General features: G+C 61.8%; 16 protein-coding genes. 10 read left to right on the top strand and 6 right to left on the bottom strand.

The annotated features are described in order from the left end of the window. Positions 1–17 precede the first annotated feature (17 nt). Positions 18–482 carry a PTS IIA-like nitrogen regulatory protein PtsN gene (gene ptsN, locus FAA86_RS10050; protein WP_113460311.1) on the top strand — a complete coding sequence of 155 codons (465 nt, stop codon included), beginning with the start codon at positions 18–20 and terminating at the stop codon, positions 480–482. 75 nt (positions 483–557) lie between these two features. Here the strand turns inward: ptsN and grpE are convergent, their stop codons facing one another. Continuing rightward, positions 558–1,184 carry a nucleotide exchange factor GrpE gene (grpE, locus tag FAA86_RS10045; RefSeq protein ID WP_136540237.1) on the bottom strand — a complete coding sequence of 209 codons (627 nt, stop codon included), beginning with the start codon at positions 1,182–1,184 and terminating at the stop codon, positions 558–560. Positions 1,185–1,285: 101 nt separating this feature from the next. Beyond that, positions 1,286–2,374, bottom strand: coding sequence for a heat-inducible transcriptional repressor HrcA (gene hrcA / locus FAA86_RS10040; RefSeq protein WP_136540235.1), 1,089 nt, complete (start codon positions 2,372–2,374; stop codon positions 1,286–1,288). 174 nt (positions 2,375–2,548) lie between these two features. Here hrcA and rph point away from each other — a divergent pair, with 174 nt between their 5' ends. The 4 genes from rph to hemW are packed head-to-tail and all read left to right on the top strand — an operon-like array spanning position 2,549 to position 5,534. After that, positions 2,549–3,265: a ribonuclease PH gene (gene rph, locus FAA86_RS10035; protein WP_136540233.1), complete on the top strand. Its 717-nt coding sequence runs from the start codon at positions 2,549–2,551 to the stop codon at positions 3,263–3,265. A 17-nt stretch (positions 3,266–3,282) separates the two neighbouring features. Beyond that, positions 3,283–3,696 carry a VOC family protein gene (locus tag FAA86_RS10030; protein ID WP_136540231.1) on the top strand — a complete coding sequence of 138 codons (414 nt, stop codon included), beginning with the start codon at positions 3,283–3,285 and terminating at the stop codon, positions 3,694–3,696. A 7-nt stretch (positions 3,697–3,703) separates the two neighbouring features. Beyond that, positions 3,704–4,348: an RdgB/HAM1 family non-canonical purine NTP pyrophosphatase gene (gene rdgB, locus FAA86_RS10025; RefSeq protein ID WP_136540229.1), complete on the top strand. Its 645-nt coding sequence runs from the start codon at positions 3,704–3,706 to the stop codon at positions 4,346–4,348. Positions 4,349–4,352: 4 nt separating this feature from the next. After that, a complete protein-coding gene (hemW, locus tag FAA86_RS10020; protein WP_136540227.1) occupies positions 4,353–5,534 on the top strand; it encodes a radical SAM family heme chaperone HemW in 1,182 nt (393 codons plus the stop codon). Positions 5,535–5,651: 117 nt separating this feature from the next. Here the strand turns inward: hemW and dnaA are convergent, their stop codons facing one another. The 4 genes from dnaA to mutM form a co-directional block, all read right to left on the bottom strand. Further along, positions 5,652–7,202, bottom strand: coding sequence for a chromosomal replication initiator protein DnaA (gene dnaA / locus FAA86_RS10015; protein ID WP_113460165.1), 1,551 nt, complete (start codon positions 7,200–7,202; stop codon positions 5,652–5,654). Positions 7,203–8,009: 807 nt separating this feature from the next. Beyond that, positions 8,010–8,276 carry a 30S ribosomal protein S20 gene (gene rpsT, locus FAA86_RS10010; protein WP_113460166.1) on the bottom strand — a complete coding sequence of 89 codons (267 nt, stop codon included), beginning with the start codon at positions 8,274–8,276 and terminating at the stop codon, positions 8,010–8,012. A 189-nt stretch (positions 8,277–8,465) separates the two neighbouring features. Further along, complete coding sequence (locus FAA86_RS10005) at positions 8,466–9,239, bottom strand: enoyl-CoA hydratase (protein WP_136540225.1); 774 nt, start codon at positions 9,237–9,239, stop codon at positions 8,466–8,468. Positions 9,240–9,267: 28 nt separating this feature from the next. Next, complete coding sequence (gene mutM, locus FAA86_RS10000) at positions 9,268–10,158, bottom strand: bifunctional DNA-formamidopyrimidine glycosylase/DNA-(apurinic or apyrimidinic site) lyase (RefSeq protein WP_136540223.1); 891 nt, start codon at positions 10,156–10,158, stop codon at positions 9,268–9,270. A gap of 137 nt (positions 10,159–10,295) precedes the next feature. Between mutM and ubiE the strand changes: the two genes are divergently transcribed. The 5 genes from ubiE (at position 10,296) to FAA86_RS09975 (ending at position 15,749) form a co-directional block, all read left to right on the top strand. Continuing rightward, a complete protein-coding gene (gene ubiE, locus FAA86_RS09995; protein WP_113460169.1) occupies positions 10,296–11,072 on the top strand; it encodes a bifunctional demethylmenaquinone methyltransferase/2-methoxy-6-polyprenyl-1,4-benzoquinol methylase UbiE in 777 nt (258 codons plus the stop codon). A 5-nt stretch (positions 11,073–11,077) separates the two neighbouring features. Next, entirely contained in the window at positions 11,078–12,652 is a 1,575-nt protein-coding gene (ubiB, locus tag FAA86_RS09990; protein ID WP_136540221.1) for a 2-polyprenylphenol 6-hydroxylase, read from the top strand. Between the two features lie 111 nt (positions 12,653–12,763). Next, positions 12,764–14,251, top strand: a complete 1,488-nt coding sequence (locus tag FAA86_RS09985; RefSeq protein WP_136540219.1) for a sensor histidine kinase — start codon at positions 12,764–12,766, stop codon at positions 14,249–14,251. Between the two features lie 3 nt (positions 14,252–14,254). Next, positions 14,255–14,692: a response regulator gene (locus FAA86_RS09980; protein ID WP_113460172.1), complete on the top strand. Its 438-nt coding sequence runs from the start codon at positions 14,255–14,257 to the stop codon at positions 14,690–14,692. A 13-nt stretch (positions 14,693–14,705) separates the two neighbouring features. Continuing rightward, a complete protein-coding gene (locus FAA86_RS09975) occupies positions 14,706–15,749 on the top strand; it encodes a sensor histidine kinase (protein WP_136540217.1) in 1,044 nt (347 codons plus the stop codon). Positions 15,750–15,761: the final 12 nt, after the last annotated feature.

Here is a 15,761-nt window from a genome sequence, read left to right as displayed (position 1 = left end):
GCATGAAGGACATTGATATGGCATTGGCAGATTTGCTGCAGCAGGATGCTGTCGTACCGGCCCTCCGGGTGAACTCCAAGAAGCAGCTGCTTCAGGAACTTGCGGCCAAAGCCTCCAAGCTCACCGACATTCCGGAACGGGAAATCTTCGACGTGATCCTGCAGCGCGAGCGTCTGGGTTCGACGGGCGTGGGCAACGGGATCGCGATCCCGCATGGCAAGCTCAACAAGATCACCAAGATCACCGGCGTCTTTGCGCGCCTGGAAACGCCCGTGGATTTCGAGGCCCTGGACGACCAGCCGGTCGACCTCGTTTTCCTGCTCCTCGCACCCGAAGGTGCCGGTGCGGATCATCTCAAGGCCCTGTCACGGATTGCCCGCGTGCTGCGCGACCAGGATCTGGTGGCCAAGCTCCGCGCGACCGAATCCGCTTCGGCGATCTACACTTTCCTGAACGAAGAACAGGCCTCAAACGCGGCCTGATCTGCAGCGTCAGATGAGCTCAATAGAAAAGCGCCCAGCGGGCGCTTTTTTTCATGCGGTCTCTGACTTGAGTGCTCAAGCCTTGGCGGCGTCCTCGGCAACGGCGTCCGCCTTCGGACCACCCTTGGCGACACCGACCATGGCCGGGCGCAGGACGCGTTCGCCGATCGCATAGCCAGCCTGGACGACCTGAACCACCGTGTTGTTGGGAACATTCGGGTTCGGGACCTCGAACATCGCCTGATGGAAATTCGGATCGAACTTCTGGCCCTCGGCGTCGATCTTGCGCACACCGTGGCGTTCCAGCGTTGCGAGCATGCCGCGCTCGGTCATTTCCACGCCTTCGATCAGTGCCGTCAGCGTGGCGTCGGCGGCGGCGCGCGCCTCTTCCGGCAGCGTCTCGATGGCGCGACGAAGATTGTCCGAAACGGAGAGCATGTCGCGGGCGAAGCTCGTGACGGCATAGGACTTCGCGTCCTTGATCTCGCGGTCGGTGCGGCGACGCAGATTGTCCATCTCAGCGGCGAGGCGCAGGAAGCGGTCGCGCAGGTCGGCGTTCTCGGCCTGGAGGGCTTCCACAGGGTCCAGCTGAGCCTCCGTCGCGCCCTCGTCTGCGCCCGCAGCCTGCTGTTCAGCCGCTTCGGTTGCGTGCGCCTCGTGGGCCGCCGCGTCAGGTCCGTTCTTGTTGGTTTCTTCGGTCATGACGTTCTCCGAATGGTTTTGGTGTCCGAACTCTCGGTGTCGAATTCGTGCCCGATATCAGGGTTTGGGGTGAAAAAATCAAGGGTTGGCGGGAAATCCGCCTAACGCCCGCTGCGTGACAGCCGGGCCATCAGCTGCGCGGTGTAGTCGACCATCGGCACGATCCGCGAGTAATTCAGGCGCGTCGGCCCGATGACGCCGACGGCACCGACGATGCGGTCTTCGCCATCGCGGTAGGGTGCCACGATCAGCGAGGAACCCGACAGCGAGAAGAGCTTGTTCTCGGAGCCGATGAAGATGCGCACGCCTGGGCCACTTTCGGCAAGGTCGAGGATCTCGATCAGGCTTTCCTTGCGCTCGAGGTCATCGAAGAGCAGCCTCAGCCGATCGATATCCTCCGAGCCGGCAAGGCCTTCGAGCAGGTTGGCGCGGCCACGCACGATCAGGCGGGCCGGCTGCTTTCCTGCGACTTCGCCCGACCAGACGGCGAGACCGCGCTCGACCAGATCCTGCGAGAGCGTGTCGAGTTCACTTGCGACCTGGGTCTTCAGCTTCTCAATCTGCCCGCGCAATTCGCGCAGCGTCTGGCCGGCAAGATTGGCGTTCAGAAAGTTCGCCGCTTCCGTCAGCTGCGAAGCGGTGACGCCGGCCGGTAGCTCGATAATCCGGTTCTCGACCTGATTGTGCTCGCCGACGAGGACGGCAAGGGCCTTGGTCGGCTCGAGCCGGATGAATTCGACATGCTTCAGTACGGGATCGTTCTTCGACGATATGACGAGGCCTGCGCCGCGCGACAACCCGGAGAGCATGCGGCTTGCTTCAGTCAGCATCGCCTCCATCGGCTGATCGGCGCTGGTCGGGCGGATCTGCCGCTCGATCTCGTCGCGCTCGCCTTCCGAGAGATCGCCCACCTGCATGAAGGCGTCGACAAAGAAGCGCAGTCCCGCCTGTGTCGGCAACCTGCCGGCGCTGACATGGGGTGCATAGATGAGGCCGAGATCTTCGAGATCGCTCATGACATTGCGCACCGAGGCCGGGGACAGCGACATCGGCAGCAGGCGCGACAGGTTGCGCGAGCCCAGCGGGTCACCGGAATCGAGATAGGTCTCGACGATGCGGCGAAACACTTCCCGTGAGCGTTCGTCCAGCGACGCGGAAACGTCTGCGACAGTCGTCTTCAGTGATGCCATTGGCGCAGCGGACAGGATCTCAGAGGTTTCATGGCGCAAATATAATCACTGCTTGTTCGATGACCAAGGGGTATTTGAGGCTTCGACACGCCTCCTGCGGCGTTGCGGCATGGTTTTTCTTTGCAAATGGGTGGCTCCCTCCTTAGAAGGCAACGAACAACTCAGGAGATTGCAATGCGGCCATCCGGCAGAAAAACCGACCAAATGCGCAAGGTCTCGTTCGAGCGCAATTTCTCCAAGCATGCGGAAGGCTCCTGCCTGGTGAAGTTCGGCGACACGCATGTGCTGTGCACCGCAAGCCTTGAGGACAAGACGCCGCCGTGGCTGCGCAATTCCGGCAAGGGCTGGGTGACGGCCGAATACGGCATGCTGCCGCGCGCGACCGGCGAGCGCATGCGCCGCGAAGCCTCCTCCGGCAAGCAGAGCGGCCGCACTCAGGAAATCCAGCGGCTCATCGGCCGGTCGCTGCGCGCCATCGTCGACCTCGAAGCGCTCGGCGAGCGGCAGATCTCGATCGACTGCGACGTCATCCAGGCGGATGGCGGCACGCGCACGGCGGCAATCACCGGCTCTTGGATCGCCCTGCACGACTGCCTGAAATGGATGGAAGCGCGCAGCATGGTGAAGGTCGAGAAGGTTCTGAAGGACCATATCGCAGCGATCTCCTGCGGGATCTTTGCAAGCCAGCCGGTGATCGATCTGGATTACCTGGAAGACTCGGCAGCCGAGACCGATGCCAACTTCGTCATGACCGGCTCCGGCGGCATCGTCGAGATCCAGGGCACGGCCGAAGGCAAGCCGTTTACCCAGGACGAGTTCCTGACGCTGCTTGGCCTTGCCCGCAACGGTATCGATGAACTGGTGGCCCTGCAGAAGCAGGCGATTGGCTAAACTTGAGGGCCGGGTCGATGGCACAGGAGATCGAAGGTGTTCTGGAGGCCGCGCTCTATGCGTCCGATCTCGATACCGCCGAGCACTTCTACGGCACCGTACTCGGCCTCGAGCGCATCGCCCGCCACGATGACCGGCACATCTTCTTCCGCTGCGGTCAGACCGTGGTGCTGATCTTCAACGCCGACGAGACGGTAAAGACTGCGTCTCCCGGAGCGCTGCCCGTGCCGCCTCATGGCGCCACAGGTGCGGGACACCTCTGTTTTCGCGTTTCGGGAGACAGGCTGGACGACATGGTCGCGAAGCTGACAGCCGCCGGAGTGGCGATCGAGGCCGATTTCCGCTGGCCGACCGGCGCCCGCTCGATCTATTTCCGCGACCCGGCCGGCAACAGCCTGGAATGCGCCGAACCCAAACTCTGGAATCTCTGAGGACCCCATGCGCAAGCTCGACACCCGCACGATCGTCGTGGCCAGCCACAATGCCGGCAAGATCGCCGAGATCGCTGATCTGATCGGCCCCTTCGGCTTCTCGGCCAAATCGGCCAAGGACCTTGCTTTCGTCGAGCCCGACGAGACGGGCACGACGTTCGAGGAAAATGCGGCCATCAAGGCATTGGCCTCGGCCAAGGCGTCCGGTCTGCCGGCGCTGTCGGATGACAGCGGGCTGGTGATCGATGCGCTCGATGGCGCGCCCGGCGTCTACACTGCCAACTGGGCCGAGCGGGAAGACGGTACGCGTGATTTCCCCTGGGCGATGGAGAAGGTCGAAAAGGCGCTTGCCGAGCGGGGCGCGACCGAGCCTTCGCAACGCACCTGCCGCTTCGTCAGCGTGCTCTGTCTCGCCTGGCCGGACGGTCACACCGAATTCTTCCGCGGCGAGGTCGAAGGCACCATTGCCTGGCCGCCGCGTGGGTCCGCCGGCTTCGGTTACGACCCGATCTTCCAGCCTGAGGGGCATGAACGCACCTTCGGCGAGATGACGGCGGACGAGAAGCATGGCTGGAAGCCGGGAGATGCGGCGGCACTGTCGCACCGCGCCCGCGCCTTCAAGCTCTTCGTCGAAACCTGCCTGGAGGCCTGAAGCGTTGACCGACCGGTCCTTCACGCTGCTGCCCGACACCGGAGAGCCCGGCTTCGGCGTTTACGTGCATTGGCCCTTCTGCGCGGCCAAGTGCCCTTACTGCGACTTCAACAGCCATGTGCGGCATCAGCCGGTCGATCAGGCGCGCTTCGTTCAGGCGTTCCTCACCGAGCTGAAGGCCGTGCGGGCGTTGTCGGGGCCGAAGACGGTGACCAGCGTCTTCATGGGTGGCGGCACGCCTTCGCTGATGGATCCTTCGACGGTCGGCGCGATCCTCGACGGGATCGCCGCCAACTGGTACATGCCCGACGGCATCGAGATCACGATGGAGGCCAACCCTTCGAGCGTCGAGGCGACCCGTTTCCGCGGCTACAGGGCCGCGGGTGTGAACCGGGTGTCGCTCGGCGTGCAGGCGCTGAATGATCCGGATCTTAGATTTCTCGGACGACTGCATGACGTGGCGGATGCGCTGAAGGCGATCCGGCTGGCGCGCGAGATCTTTCCGCGCATGTCCTTCGATCTCATCTATGCCCGCCCCAACCAGACGGTCGAGGCCTGGGAGAAGGAGTTGAAGGAGGCGATCTCCTATGCGGTCGATCACCTCTCGCTCTACCAGTTGACCATCGAGGAAGGCACCGCCTTTTACGGCCTGCACAAGGCCGGCAAGCTGATCGTGCCCGACGACGAGCATGCCGCAACCCTTTACGAGGCGACGCAGGAGATCACGGCGCGCGAAGGTTTGCCGGCCTATGAGGTTTCCAACCATGCCCGCCCGGGAGCCGAAAGTCGGCACAACCTCACCTATTGGCGCTACGGCGATTATGCCGGGATCGGCCCCGGCGCGCATGGACGGCTGACGCAGGGGCGGAGCAAGATCGCAACGGTGGCCGAACGACATCCCGAGACCTGGCTTTCCGCCGTCGAGCAGAATGGCCATGGCATCGTCGACCGCGAGGAGCTGGATCACGAGGCGCAGGCGGACGAATTGCTGCTGATGGGGCTTCGCCTGCGAGAGGGTGTCGACCTCGCCCGCTGGCAACAGCTTTCCGGCCGCGATCCCGATCCGGACAAGGAGCAGTTCCTCTTGGACCAGGGCTTCATCGAGCGCCTCGGCAATTCGCGGCTGCGCTGCACACCGCCGGGCATGCTGATCCTCGACGCCGTCGTCGCCGATCTCGCCTGCTGAGCTTCGTTATCGATCCCGAGTTGCTGATGAGGTCTCGCACCGAGGCGCTCGATTGAACGAAAGAAGCCCGCCGGCGACGAACCGGCGGGCTTCCTTATTCTGCAGACAACGGCTCGCTTATTCGTTGATCAGGCGGCGCAGCAGCTCGATTTCCTGCGACAGCTTCTGGTCGGCCGAGATCAGTTCTTCGATCTTGCGAACGGCATGCAGGACGGTCGTGTGGTCGCGTCCGCCGAAGCGACGGCCGATCTCCGGGAAGGAGCGCGGGGTGAGCGTCTTCGACAGATACATCGCGATCTGGCGCGGCTTGACGATGACGCGGGTGCGGCGGTTCGAGACGAGTTCCTGACGCGAGACGTTGTAATGACGGGCAACGACGCGCTGGATGTCTTCGATGCGCACGCGCTTCTGGTCGCCGGCACCAACGAGATGAGCAAGCAGTTCGTCGACGCGTTCGATCGACAGGTTCGGCTCGAAGGAGCGACGGAAGAGCAACTGGTTGAAGGCGCCTTCCAGATCACGGCCGCTGCTGGTGATGTTGCGGGCGACGTGTTCGAGAATGTCTGCGGGAATGTCGAGCGAGGGGTCGTCCTTGCGGGCGACTTCCAGGCGCGACTTCATCATGTCGAGGCGCATTTCGTAGTCGGGCGCTTCCATCTCGATGGCAACGCCACCCTGAAGGCGCGAGCGAACGCGCGGATCGAGCGATTCCAGTTCCCAGGGTGCGCGGTCGGCGGCGACGACGACCTGCTTGGCGCTGTCGAGCAGCATGTTCAAGAGATGGCAGAATTCGTGCTGGATCATCTTGCCCTGCAGGAACTGCATGTCGTCGATGATCAGGAGGTCGATGTTGCGCAGCGAGTCCTTCAGCGTCAGGGCATCGTTGTCGCGGATCGCGGTGGCGAAGCGCCACATGAAATATTCGGCCGTCAGATAGACGACGCGCGGCTGGCGCGGGCTCTGGATAGCCGCATTGGCAATCGCCTGCAGGAGATGCGTCTTGCCGAGGCCAACCGAGGAATGGATGAAGAGCGGGTTGAAGCGCACGGCGCCGGCACCGGCTTCGGCAATCGTCTTGGCGGCAGCGAGGGCCACGCGGTTGGAGGCGCCTTCGACAAAGCCGTCAAAGGTGTAGCGGCTGTCGAGCGGCGAACCGAAGAGCGGACCGCTCTGGCTGCGCGGAGCCGTCCCATTGGACGGGGTCTGCGGCTGCGCGATCTGGCCGATCGACTGGGGACCGGACTTGCGAGCGGCAGCAGGCTGGGCGGCTTCGCTGCCGGCGGCGCGCTCTTCCACCTGGGGACCGCGGGTGCTGCGGCTTGCGCTGCGCACCATGATCTCGACCTTGAGGATCGAGGGATCTTCGGCCTGGAAGATGGAGGTGATGAGATCGAGATAGCGGTTGTTGATCCACGACTTCAGGAAAGTGGTGGGGACCGTCAGACGGACCACGCTCTTCGATGCGGAATGGAGCTTCAGGCGTCCAAACCAGCTTTGGTAGACGTCGACCCCGACCTGAGCCTTCAGTCGCTTGCTGAAGCGGTCAAAGAGATCGTTATGCTTCATATCGGCATTCTCTCCTGCTCCGTCGGAGCACGCGGCGCCAAGCGCCGAATGTGCATTGTCCCCGTTCGCCAATGCACCGGCCGTCATAGAGTTCATCTGCATTTTGCCGCCTTCCAATTCATTCCAGGTGTCGGGCGTTTCTCTCGCCGTCCGACAGCCGCTTCATCTCACGTCGATCCCTTAGAGATCGACAGTCCCCGAACACTCGTCGCGCTTCAGCCAAAAGCCCGACACAGCTTCCGTCGCCCCCTCACGCCGACGGATGTCCTTTCACAGCGAACGGCATCCTCGTCATGCCGATCGTTCATCCCTTCAGAGCCGCAGGGCCCTTTCAAGGCACAAATCGTCATCACCCGGAAACAGCCAAGTTTCCGATGCAACGCCGATCACTTTATGAGAAAACGGAATGGACACACTCCGCTCCGGCAAAGGCGACTATCTTGAGAGCATTCCTGCCGTTCAGACCGTCGTTTCGGGCTAGTCCCTCGCCCTTTGCTGAGAAACATTAAGGCAGGATCAAATGTGAAGATCAACACCGATTTTTACGGTAGCGGAGCCTCAGGCCATTGACTCTTGGTACTTCATTTTTGCGTCACATTCGGGCGAAAAAGAATCGCTTTTGAATCAAGGAGATTCCCAAACGGGCACAAAACGGGGTTGTCGCAAAGCCAAAAAATAAAATTTTCCTTGACGGCCAGGAGGGGTAACTTCCCCCAGCCCGGAGGGGGCCTTACGCGAGCCACCTCCTTGAAGCCATTGGAAACATTCGATTTTTTATGTCATCGGAATGACAAGCTGCACTGCAACAGAAAATCCTAAAACATCAATTTACAGTAAAACGCAGCACCAACGACAAAGAGCCCGGCGAAACGCCAGGCTCTTCACAATTTGTCAAAAAGGTGTCTAAAATTAGACAGCCAGTGCCTTCACACGAGCAGCAAGACGCGAGATCTTGCGCGATGCAGTGTTGGCATGAACGACGCCCTTGGTGGCAGCGCGCTGGATCTCCGGCTGAGCAGCCTTCAGAGCATCCTTGGCGACAGTTGCGTCACCCGAAGCGATGGCTTCTTCGACCTTGCGGATGAAACCACGGACCCGCGAACGACGAGCCTTGTTGACTGCAGTACGGGCAGCGATCTTGCGGGTCGCCTTCTTCGCCGAAGTTGTGTTGGCCATAATGCCTCTCTCGAATTCAAACCAAAGCCCACCATCGCCGCGTCGGGTCGTTGCGACCTGCCATACCAGCACTTGGGGAGCTGTTTCATGGGGAAAGCGCATCGGCTTTCCCAACCGTGGGCGGGCATATAGCGGGAAAGCGCGGTTGCGTCAACGCGGATTCTGCAGATAACGCGCCTTCCCTTGCGCTTATCTGTTCTTGAAGCTCGGCTTCCGTTTCTCCACGAAGGCAGCCATTCCCTCCTTCTGGTCTTCGGTCGCGAACAGCGAATGGAACAGGCGACGCTCGAAACGCAAGCCTTCGCTCAAGGTCTGCTCGAAGGCGCGGTTGACCGCCTCCTTGGCCATCATCACGGAGGGCAGAGACAGCGAGGCAATCTTGGCTGCCGCTTCCAGCGCCTCGTCCAGAAGCCGCTCGGGTTCGACGACGCGGGCCACAAGGCCCGCGCTTTCTGCTTCCGCTGCATCCATCATCCGGCCAGTCAGGCAGAGATCCATGGCCTTGGCCTTGCCGACGGCGCGGGTCAGCCGCTGGGAGCCTCCCATGCCGGGGATGATGCCGAGCGTGATCTCGGGCTGGCCGAACTTCGCGGTCTTCGAGGCAATGATGAAGTCGCACATCATGGCGAGTTCGCAGCCGCCGCCGAGGGCGAAGCCGGAGACCGCGGCGATGATCGGCTTGCGGAAGCCCGCGACCTGGTCCCAGCCGCCGATGAAGTCGCCGATATAGCTGTCGACGAAGTCGAGCGACTGCATCTCCTTGATATCCGCTCCGGCGGCGAAGGCCTTTTCCGACCCCGTCAGCACAACGGCCGCGATATCAGCGTCCGCCTGCAGTTCGGCCAGGAGCTGGCTGAGTTCGCGCATGACGGTCGAGTTCAGCGCATTCAGCGCCTGCGGGCGATTGAGCGTCACCAGCGCAACACGATCGCGCCGTTCGATCAGCAGGGTTTCAAATGACATGGCTTCCTCCCTTCGCGGCCTTCAGGCCTCATTTCTGGCAGGCGCGACAATAGAATGTCGAGCGGCCGGATTGAACTATCCTTTCGACGGTACCGCCACAACCATCCGTGAGGCATTCCCTTCCCTCGCGATCATAGGCGCGGAAGAAATGCTGGAAGTAGCCGAGCGTGCCGTCCGCCTGGATATGGTCGCGCAGCGACGAGCCGCCAGCTTCGATCGCGTCCGCAATCACCTCGCGGATGGAACTGGCAAGCAGCGTCAGCTGCGGTTTCGGCTTGCCGGTCTTCGTGACCAGGGTCGCAACCTTGCGGGTCGGCGACAGATGCGACCGCCAGAGCGCCTCGCAGACATAGATATTGCCGAGGCCGGCGATCACCTTCTGATCCAGAAGGGCGCTCTTCAACGGCTGGGCGCGTCCGGCGAACCGGGTGGCGAGATAATCCGCCGAGAGCATGTTGCCCACGGGTTCGGGACCGAGCTCGCGAAAGGCCGGATAGGTATCGAGTTCCGAGCGCGCCATCAGGTCCATGAAGCCGAAGCGGCGCGGGTCATTATAGACGATGCGAACGGCGCCCTCCGGACGCTCCAGGTGAAAGATGACGTGGTCGTGCTTTTCATCCTTGCTGCGTTCGTGGTGGAAGACGCCGGGCAGGTTGGCGCCCTCGTCTGCCTCGATGCGGAAGGAGCCGGACATGCCGAGATGGGCGATGAGCGTCAGGTCCTCTTCAAAATCGACAAGCAGGTATTTCGCCCTGCGTGACAGCGCCTGGATGCGGCGTCCCGCAACCCTTGCGGCAAAATCGCGCGGCAGCGGAAAGCGCAGATCCGCGCGCCGCAGCTCCAGGCGCTGCACTCTCGCTCCTTCCATCGCGGGGGCGAGGCCGCGTCTTACCGTCTCAACCTCTGGCAATTCCGGCATTTAAGCCCATCTTTCTGTTTGAACCGCTTCTTTAAAGGTCTATAGACCAGCCAGCCTTTGGCTTCTCCTGCGCAGATAGCGCGTGACGAGCCTTTTCGCTATGGTCCGCCGACCGTTCCGATATGTGGAGTGAACCGATGACTGCAAGCCGCATTTCCGCCGATGGCGGCATGGAAACCTCCTACGGGTTTCGCCAGGTCGACGAGCAGGAAAAGCAGGGGCTGGTCAACGAGGTCTTCCACAAGGTGGCCAAGCGCTACGACATCATGAACGACGTGATGTCGGCTGGCCTGCACCGCGTCTGGAAAGATTCGATGGTGGCGGCGCTCAATCCGCGCAAGGATCCCAATTACAAGGTGCTCGACGTCGCCGGCGGCACCGGCGACATTGCGTTCCGCATCGTGGAAGCCTCCAACCGGATGGCCCATGCGACCGTGCTCGACATCAACGGCTCGATGCTCGGCGTCGGCGCCGAGCGTGCCGAGAAGAAGGGGCTTTCGCCCAACCTCACTTTCGTCGAGGCCAATGCCGAGAGCCTGCCGTTTGAAGACAAGAGCTTCGACGCCTATACGATCGCCTTCGGCATCCGCAACGTGCCGCATATCGATGTCGCACTTTCGGAAGCCTTCCGCGTCCTGAAGCGTGGCGGTCGTCTTCTGGTCCTCGAATTCTCCGAGGTCGAGATGCCGCTTCTCGACAAGGTCTATGATGCCTGGTCGTTCAACGCGATCCCGCGCTTCGGCAAGATGATCACGGGTGACGCGGAGCCCTACCAGTACCTCGTGGAATCGATCCGCAAGTTCCCCAACCAGCCCGATTTTGCGCGCATGATAGAACGTGCCGGTTTCTCCAACGTCAAGTTCACCAACTATTCCGGCGGCATCGCCGCGCTGCATTCCGGCTGGAAGATCTAAGCCGTATGAGCACGATCGGGGCATATTTCCGCCTGGCGCGGGTGGGCTGGGTGCTGGTGCGGGAAGGCGTGATTGCCGCCCTGCCATCGGAGGGCCTGCCGCCGATGGTGGGCATTGCCAAAGCCGCCGTCGCGCCCCTGGCCCGCAATCGGGCAAAATCTGCTGAGCGCTCCGACCGGCTGGCGCGGGCCGTTGCGCGGCTCGGCCCCTCCTATGTGAAAATCGGCCAGTTTCTGGCCACGCGGCCGGATGTGGTCGGCGCCGAATTCGCAGAAGATCTGGCCGGGCTGCAGGACCGCATGGCCTTCTTCCCGACGGAGGCTTCAAAGGCGACGATCCGGGAGTCGCTCGGCCGCTCCATCGACGATCTCTACGCCCATTTCGGCGAACCCATCGCTGCGGCGTCGATCGCCCAGGTGCATCCGGCCGAGGTGGAAACGCCCGAGGGCAAACGCAAGGTGGCGGTCAAGGTGATCCGGCCCGGCGTGCGCAAGCGCTTTGCCGCCGATCTCGAGGCCATGTACCTCGTTTCGCATATGCAGGAACGCTTCTTGCCGCATACCCGCCGACTGCGCCCAGTCGAGGTCACCAAGACGCTGGAGCAGACCACCAAGGTGGAGATGGATCTCCGCCTCGAGGCTGCCGCGCTTTCGGAGATCGCCGAAAACACCAAGGACGATCCGGGTTTCCGGGTCCCCAAGGTCGACTGGGAGCGGACCGGCCGCGATGTCGTCACCATGGAATGGATCGACGGCGTCAAGATGTCGGATGTCGAGGGCTTGAGAGCAGCCGGCCATGATCTCAACGCGCTTGCCGACACGTTGATCCAGTCCTTCCTTCGCCACACGCTGCGCGACGGCTTCTTCCATGCCGACATGCATCCGGGCAATCTCTTCGTCGATCCCACGGGCATGATCGTGGCCGTCGACATGGGCATTGCCGGCCGTCTCGGGAAGAAGGAGCGCCGTTTCCTTGCCGAGATCCTCTACGGCTTCATCACGCGCGATTACATGCGTGTTGCCGAGGTGCATTTCGAGGCCGGCTATGTGCCGTCGCACCATAATGTCGCAAGCTTTGCCCAGGCGATCCGGGCGATCGGCGAGCCGATCCACGGGCAGCCGGCCGAAACGATCTCCATGGCCAAGCTGCTGACCCTGCTTTTCGAGGTCACCGAACTCTTCGACATGCAGACGCGCCCCGAGCTCGTCATGCTGCAGAAGACGATGGTCGTAGTCGAAGGCGTGTCGCGCATTCTCAACCCGCGCTTCAACATGTGGAAGGCCGCCGAGCCGGTGGTCTCGCACTGGATCCGCGACAATCTCGGGCCCAAGCGCATTGCGACGGATCTGCGGGACGGGGCGAAGGCGGCTCTCAGGCTGGCGGAGGCCCTGCCCGAGATTGCAGCGAAGACCGAGAAGCTGCATAGTGACATCGTTCGCATGAGCGAGGATGGCTTGCGGTTTGATGCGGAAACGGCAGAACGCATCGGTCGCGCTGAAGCGCGGCACACGCGGCTCGGAAGACTGGCGCTCTGGGTTATCGCAATCTCGGCTGCGGTGATCGCCTTCCAGGTTTCTTAGGGCGATCGTCCCCTTCAAAAGAAAACGGATTTTCTCGATCTTTCGATGGAACAAAGTCGCGAGAGCCGTGTTTAAACGTCATTGCGCAGCTTTTGTTCCTCTGGGAGTTACATGTCCGCCACCCAAGCCGGTTTCGTACGGTCCACGCTCCTCTTCCTCCTGATCGGCACCGCTATTCTCATCGGGATCATCGTCGCGACCCTCGGGCTCGTGGAGCGCACGCGCTCGACCTTCGACTATATCCTGCAGGAGCGCAACATCCGCCGTATGGCAGCGGATCTGATGCAGAAGCTCACCGACGCCGAAACAGGGCAGCGCGGTTTCGTCATCACCGGTGAGGAGCAGTTTCTGCAGCCCTATGAAGGTGCTGTCTCGGAAATTCGCGAAAATGTGGAAGCGCTGGCGGAAGCCGTCAAAGACCGGCCGATCAAGGCCGAGCGGATGGACACATTGCGCGAGAAGATCCGCGGCAAGCTCACCGAGATGGGTCAGGCGATCAACCTCGTACGCAGCGGCGAACAGGACGAAGCCATTGAATTGGTCCGCGGTGACGTCGGTCGAGAGCTGATGGACGAGATCCGCCAGATGCTCGACGAGTTCAAGGACCTTTCCGACGCCAATGTCGAAACGGGAACCCAAGAACAGATCGCCGCGACGCAGCAGCTCCAGTGGATCACGCTGGGCGGCGGCATTGCCATCGTCGCCGTCATGGGTGGCGCGCTGCTGGTCGTGGCCCAGCATGTCCGCGCGCTTGCGGCATCGCGCCAGGAGGTCGAAGTTCTGAACCAGGGCCTGGAGGCCCGTGTGGCCGAGCGCACGGAAGACCTGATGCGGGCGAACCAGGAAATCCAGCGTTTCGCCTATATCGTCACGCATGATCTGCGCGCGCCCCTCGTCAACATCATGGGCTTTACGGCCGAACTCGACGCGTCGCTGAAGTCGCTGCAGGCCTATGTCTTGAACGACGGCAAGACCGTTTCGGAAGATCAGATCCACGAGGCTCGACTGGCCGCAGCAGAAGACCTGCCGGAGGCGATCGGCTTCATCCGCTCATCGACGAAGAAGATGGACGGCCTGATCAATGCCATCCTGAAAATCTCGCGCGATGGTCGACGCCAGCTGAAGCCTGAGATCGTCGAACTGCAGCCGATGCTCGAGACCATCACAGACAGCGTCTATCACCAGATCAGCGAAAGCGACGGCAGCATCAAGCTTGAAATCAAGGCTCCGCGCCTCAACACCGACCGCCTGTCGGTCGAACAAATCCTTGGTAACCTTTTCGATAATGCTATCAAATATAAACATCCGGATCGGCCCTTGGCCCTCGCTGTCCGAACTGCGCCCGAAGGGCGACACATGGTTCGGATCGAGGTGGAGGACAACGGCCGTGGCATTGCAGAACACGATCACGAACGCATTTTCGAACTCTTTCGCCGTTCCGGCCAACAGGATCAGTCCGGCGACGGAATTGGTCTTGCCCATGTCCGCTCCCTTGCGCGGAACCTTGGGGGGGAGATAACCGTTCAGTCCCGTTTAGGGGAAGGATCGACCTTCGTACTGCGACTGCCATCTGACCTGTCACGCTTGGTACGGAGTTGAATAATGAAAGCCGTGGGTAAGGAAGTCACCATCATCATGGTCGAGGATGACGAAGGTCATGCTCGTCTCATCGAGAAGAACGTGCGTCGTGCCGGCGTGCACAACGAGATCATTCCGTTCACCAACGGAACGGACGCGCTGGACTATGTTCTCGGCAAGGACCGTAGCGGTAAGGTTTCAGAAGACCGGTATCTGCTGATCCTGCTCGATCTCAATCTGCCCGACATGTCGGGCACGGATATTCTTGATCAAATTAAATCCAATTCGCATACGCGGCGGCTCCCGGTCGTCATCTTGACGACGACAGATGACGAGCGCGAAATCCAGCGGTGCTATGACCTCGGGGCCAATGTTTATATCACCAAGCCTGTCGACTACGACAACTTCGCCAACGCCATTCGACAACTCGGATTGTTCTTCTCCGTCATGCAAATCCCCTGAGGATGGCCCGGCGATGCGCTTCAACGTCCTCTACATCGACGACGATGCGGCCATCGCCCGGCTGGTGCAGCGGTATATGGGTCGCCTCGGTCACGAGGTAGCCCATTCCGAAACCGAGGACGATGCGCTCGCCTTGTTGCGCGCGCGCCCGTTCGACGTTGTCGTCCTCGACCACTATCTGCGCCAAACCACCGGCCACGACGTGCTCGCACGCATGCGCGAGGCGGCGATCGACGTGCCCGTCGTCTACGTCACCGGTTCCAACGAGGCCCAGGTCGCGATCGAAGCGATCAAGGCGGGGGCTGCCGACTACGTGATCAAGACGGTCAGCGACGACTTCCTGTCGCTGCTGTCGAGCGCGGTCGAGCAGACAGTGGCCAATGCCCAACTGAGAGCCGCCAAGGCACGGGCGGACGAAGAGATCCGTCTCGGCAAGGAGCGGGCCGAAGCTCTGCTCGCCGAAGTGAACCATCGTGTTGCCAATTCTCTGGCGCTCGTCGCAAGCCTGCTCCGGCTGCAGATCTCCAGCGCGCGGAGCGAGGAGGTCAAGGCGGAACTGGCCGAGACCCAGGCGCGCATCACGGCAATTGCCGGCATGCATCGCAGCCTCTACACCTCCGACGACGTCTCGAAGGTGGAACTCGACCGCTATCTCGGCCGCCTGACGGCTGAACTCTACAGCTCGCTGCACAGCGTAGAAAAGCCGATCCGCCTGTTGCTCGATGCCGATCCGATCTCGCTCAGCGCAGACAAGGCGGTGTCCGTCGGCATGATCGTCACCGAACTCGTGACCAATGCCTTCAAATACGCCTATTCCCCGGGACAAGCCGGCGACATCCGTGTGCAGTTGAAAATGGTCGGCGATGACGCAGCCCTGTTGCGGGTCGAAGATGACGGGATCGGCATCGATCCAGACAGTGCCCCGAAGGGCACGGGTCTTGGCAGTCGCATCGTCAAATCCATGGCCTCGACGCTCGGTGATGGTCTGCGCTATCTGGAAGGCACCGACGGGACCGTCGCCGAGGTGCCCCTCAAGCTCGACAGCAGCGCAGGCTGACGCACATTTACC

The sequence above is a fragment of the Rhizobium rosettiformans W3 genome (assembly GCF_004912135.1).
Taxonomy (GTDB): Bacteria; Pseudomonadota; Alphaproteobacteria; order Rhizobiales; family Rhizobiaceae; genus Allorhizobium; species Allorhizobium rosettiformans.
Note: the sequence above shows the minus strand (reverse complement) of the source record. Positions and strands in the feature narration are given on the sequence as shown.

Coding starts and splice junctions, on each gene's coding strand:
- ptsN (WP_113460311.1), top strand. CDS start 18: ATGGCATTGGCAGATTTGCTGCAGCAGGATGCTGTCGTACCGGCCCTC.
- grpE (WP_136540237.1), bottom strand. CDS start 1,184: ATGACCGAAGAAACCAACAAGAACGGACCTGACGCGGCGGCCCACGAG.
- hrcA (WP_136540235.1), bottom strand. CDS start 2,374: ATGGCATCACTGAAGACGACTGTCGCAGACGTTTCCGCGTCGCTGGAC.
- rph (WP_136540233.1), top strand. CDS start 2,549: ATGCGGCCATCCGGCAGAAAAACCGACCAAATGCGCAAGGTCTCGTTC.
- FAA86_RS10030 (WP_136540231.1), top strand. CDS start 3,283: ATGGCACAGGAGATCGAAGGTGTTCTGGAGGCCGCGCTCTATGCGTCC.
- rdgB (WP_136540229.1), top strand. CDS start 3,704: ATGCGCAAGCTCGACACCCGCACGATCGTCGTGGCCAGCCACAATGCC.
- dnaA (WP_113460165.1), bottom strand. CDS start 7,202: ATGCAGATGAACTCTATGACGGCCGGTGCATTGGCGAACGGGGACAAT.
- rpsT (WP_113460166.1), bottom strand. CDS start 8,276: ATGGCCAACACAACTTCGGCGAAGAAGGCGACCCGCAAGATCGCTGCC.
- FAA86_RS10005 (WP_136540225.1), bottom strand. CDS start 9,239: ATGTCATTTGAAACCCTGCTGATCGAACGGCGCGATCGTGTTGCGCTG.
- mutM (WP_136540223.1), bottom strand. CDS start 10,158: ATGCCGGAATTGCCAGAGGTTGAGACGGTAAGACGCGGCCTCGCCCCC.
- ubiE (WP_113460169.1), top strand. CDS start 10,296: ATGACTGCAAGCCGCATTTCCGCCGATGGCGGCATGGAAACCTCCTAC.
- ubiB (WP_136540221.1), top strand. CDS start 11,078: ATGAGCACGATCGGGGCATATTTCCGCCTGGCGCGGGTGGGCTGGGTG.
- FAA86_RS09985 (WP_136540219.1), top strand. CDS start 12,764: ATGTCCGCCACCCAAGCCGGTTTCGTACGGTCCACGCTCCTCTTCCTC.
- FAA86_RS09980 (WP_113460172.1), top strand. CDS start 14,255: ATGAAAGCCGTGGGTAAGGAAGTCACCATCATCATGGTCGAGGATGAC.
- FAA86_RS09975 (WP_136540217.1), top strand. CDS start 14,706: ATGCGCTTCAACGTCCTCTACATCGACGACGATGCGGCCATCGCCCGG.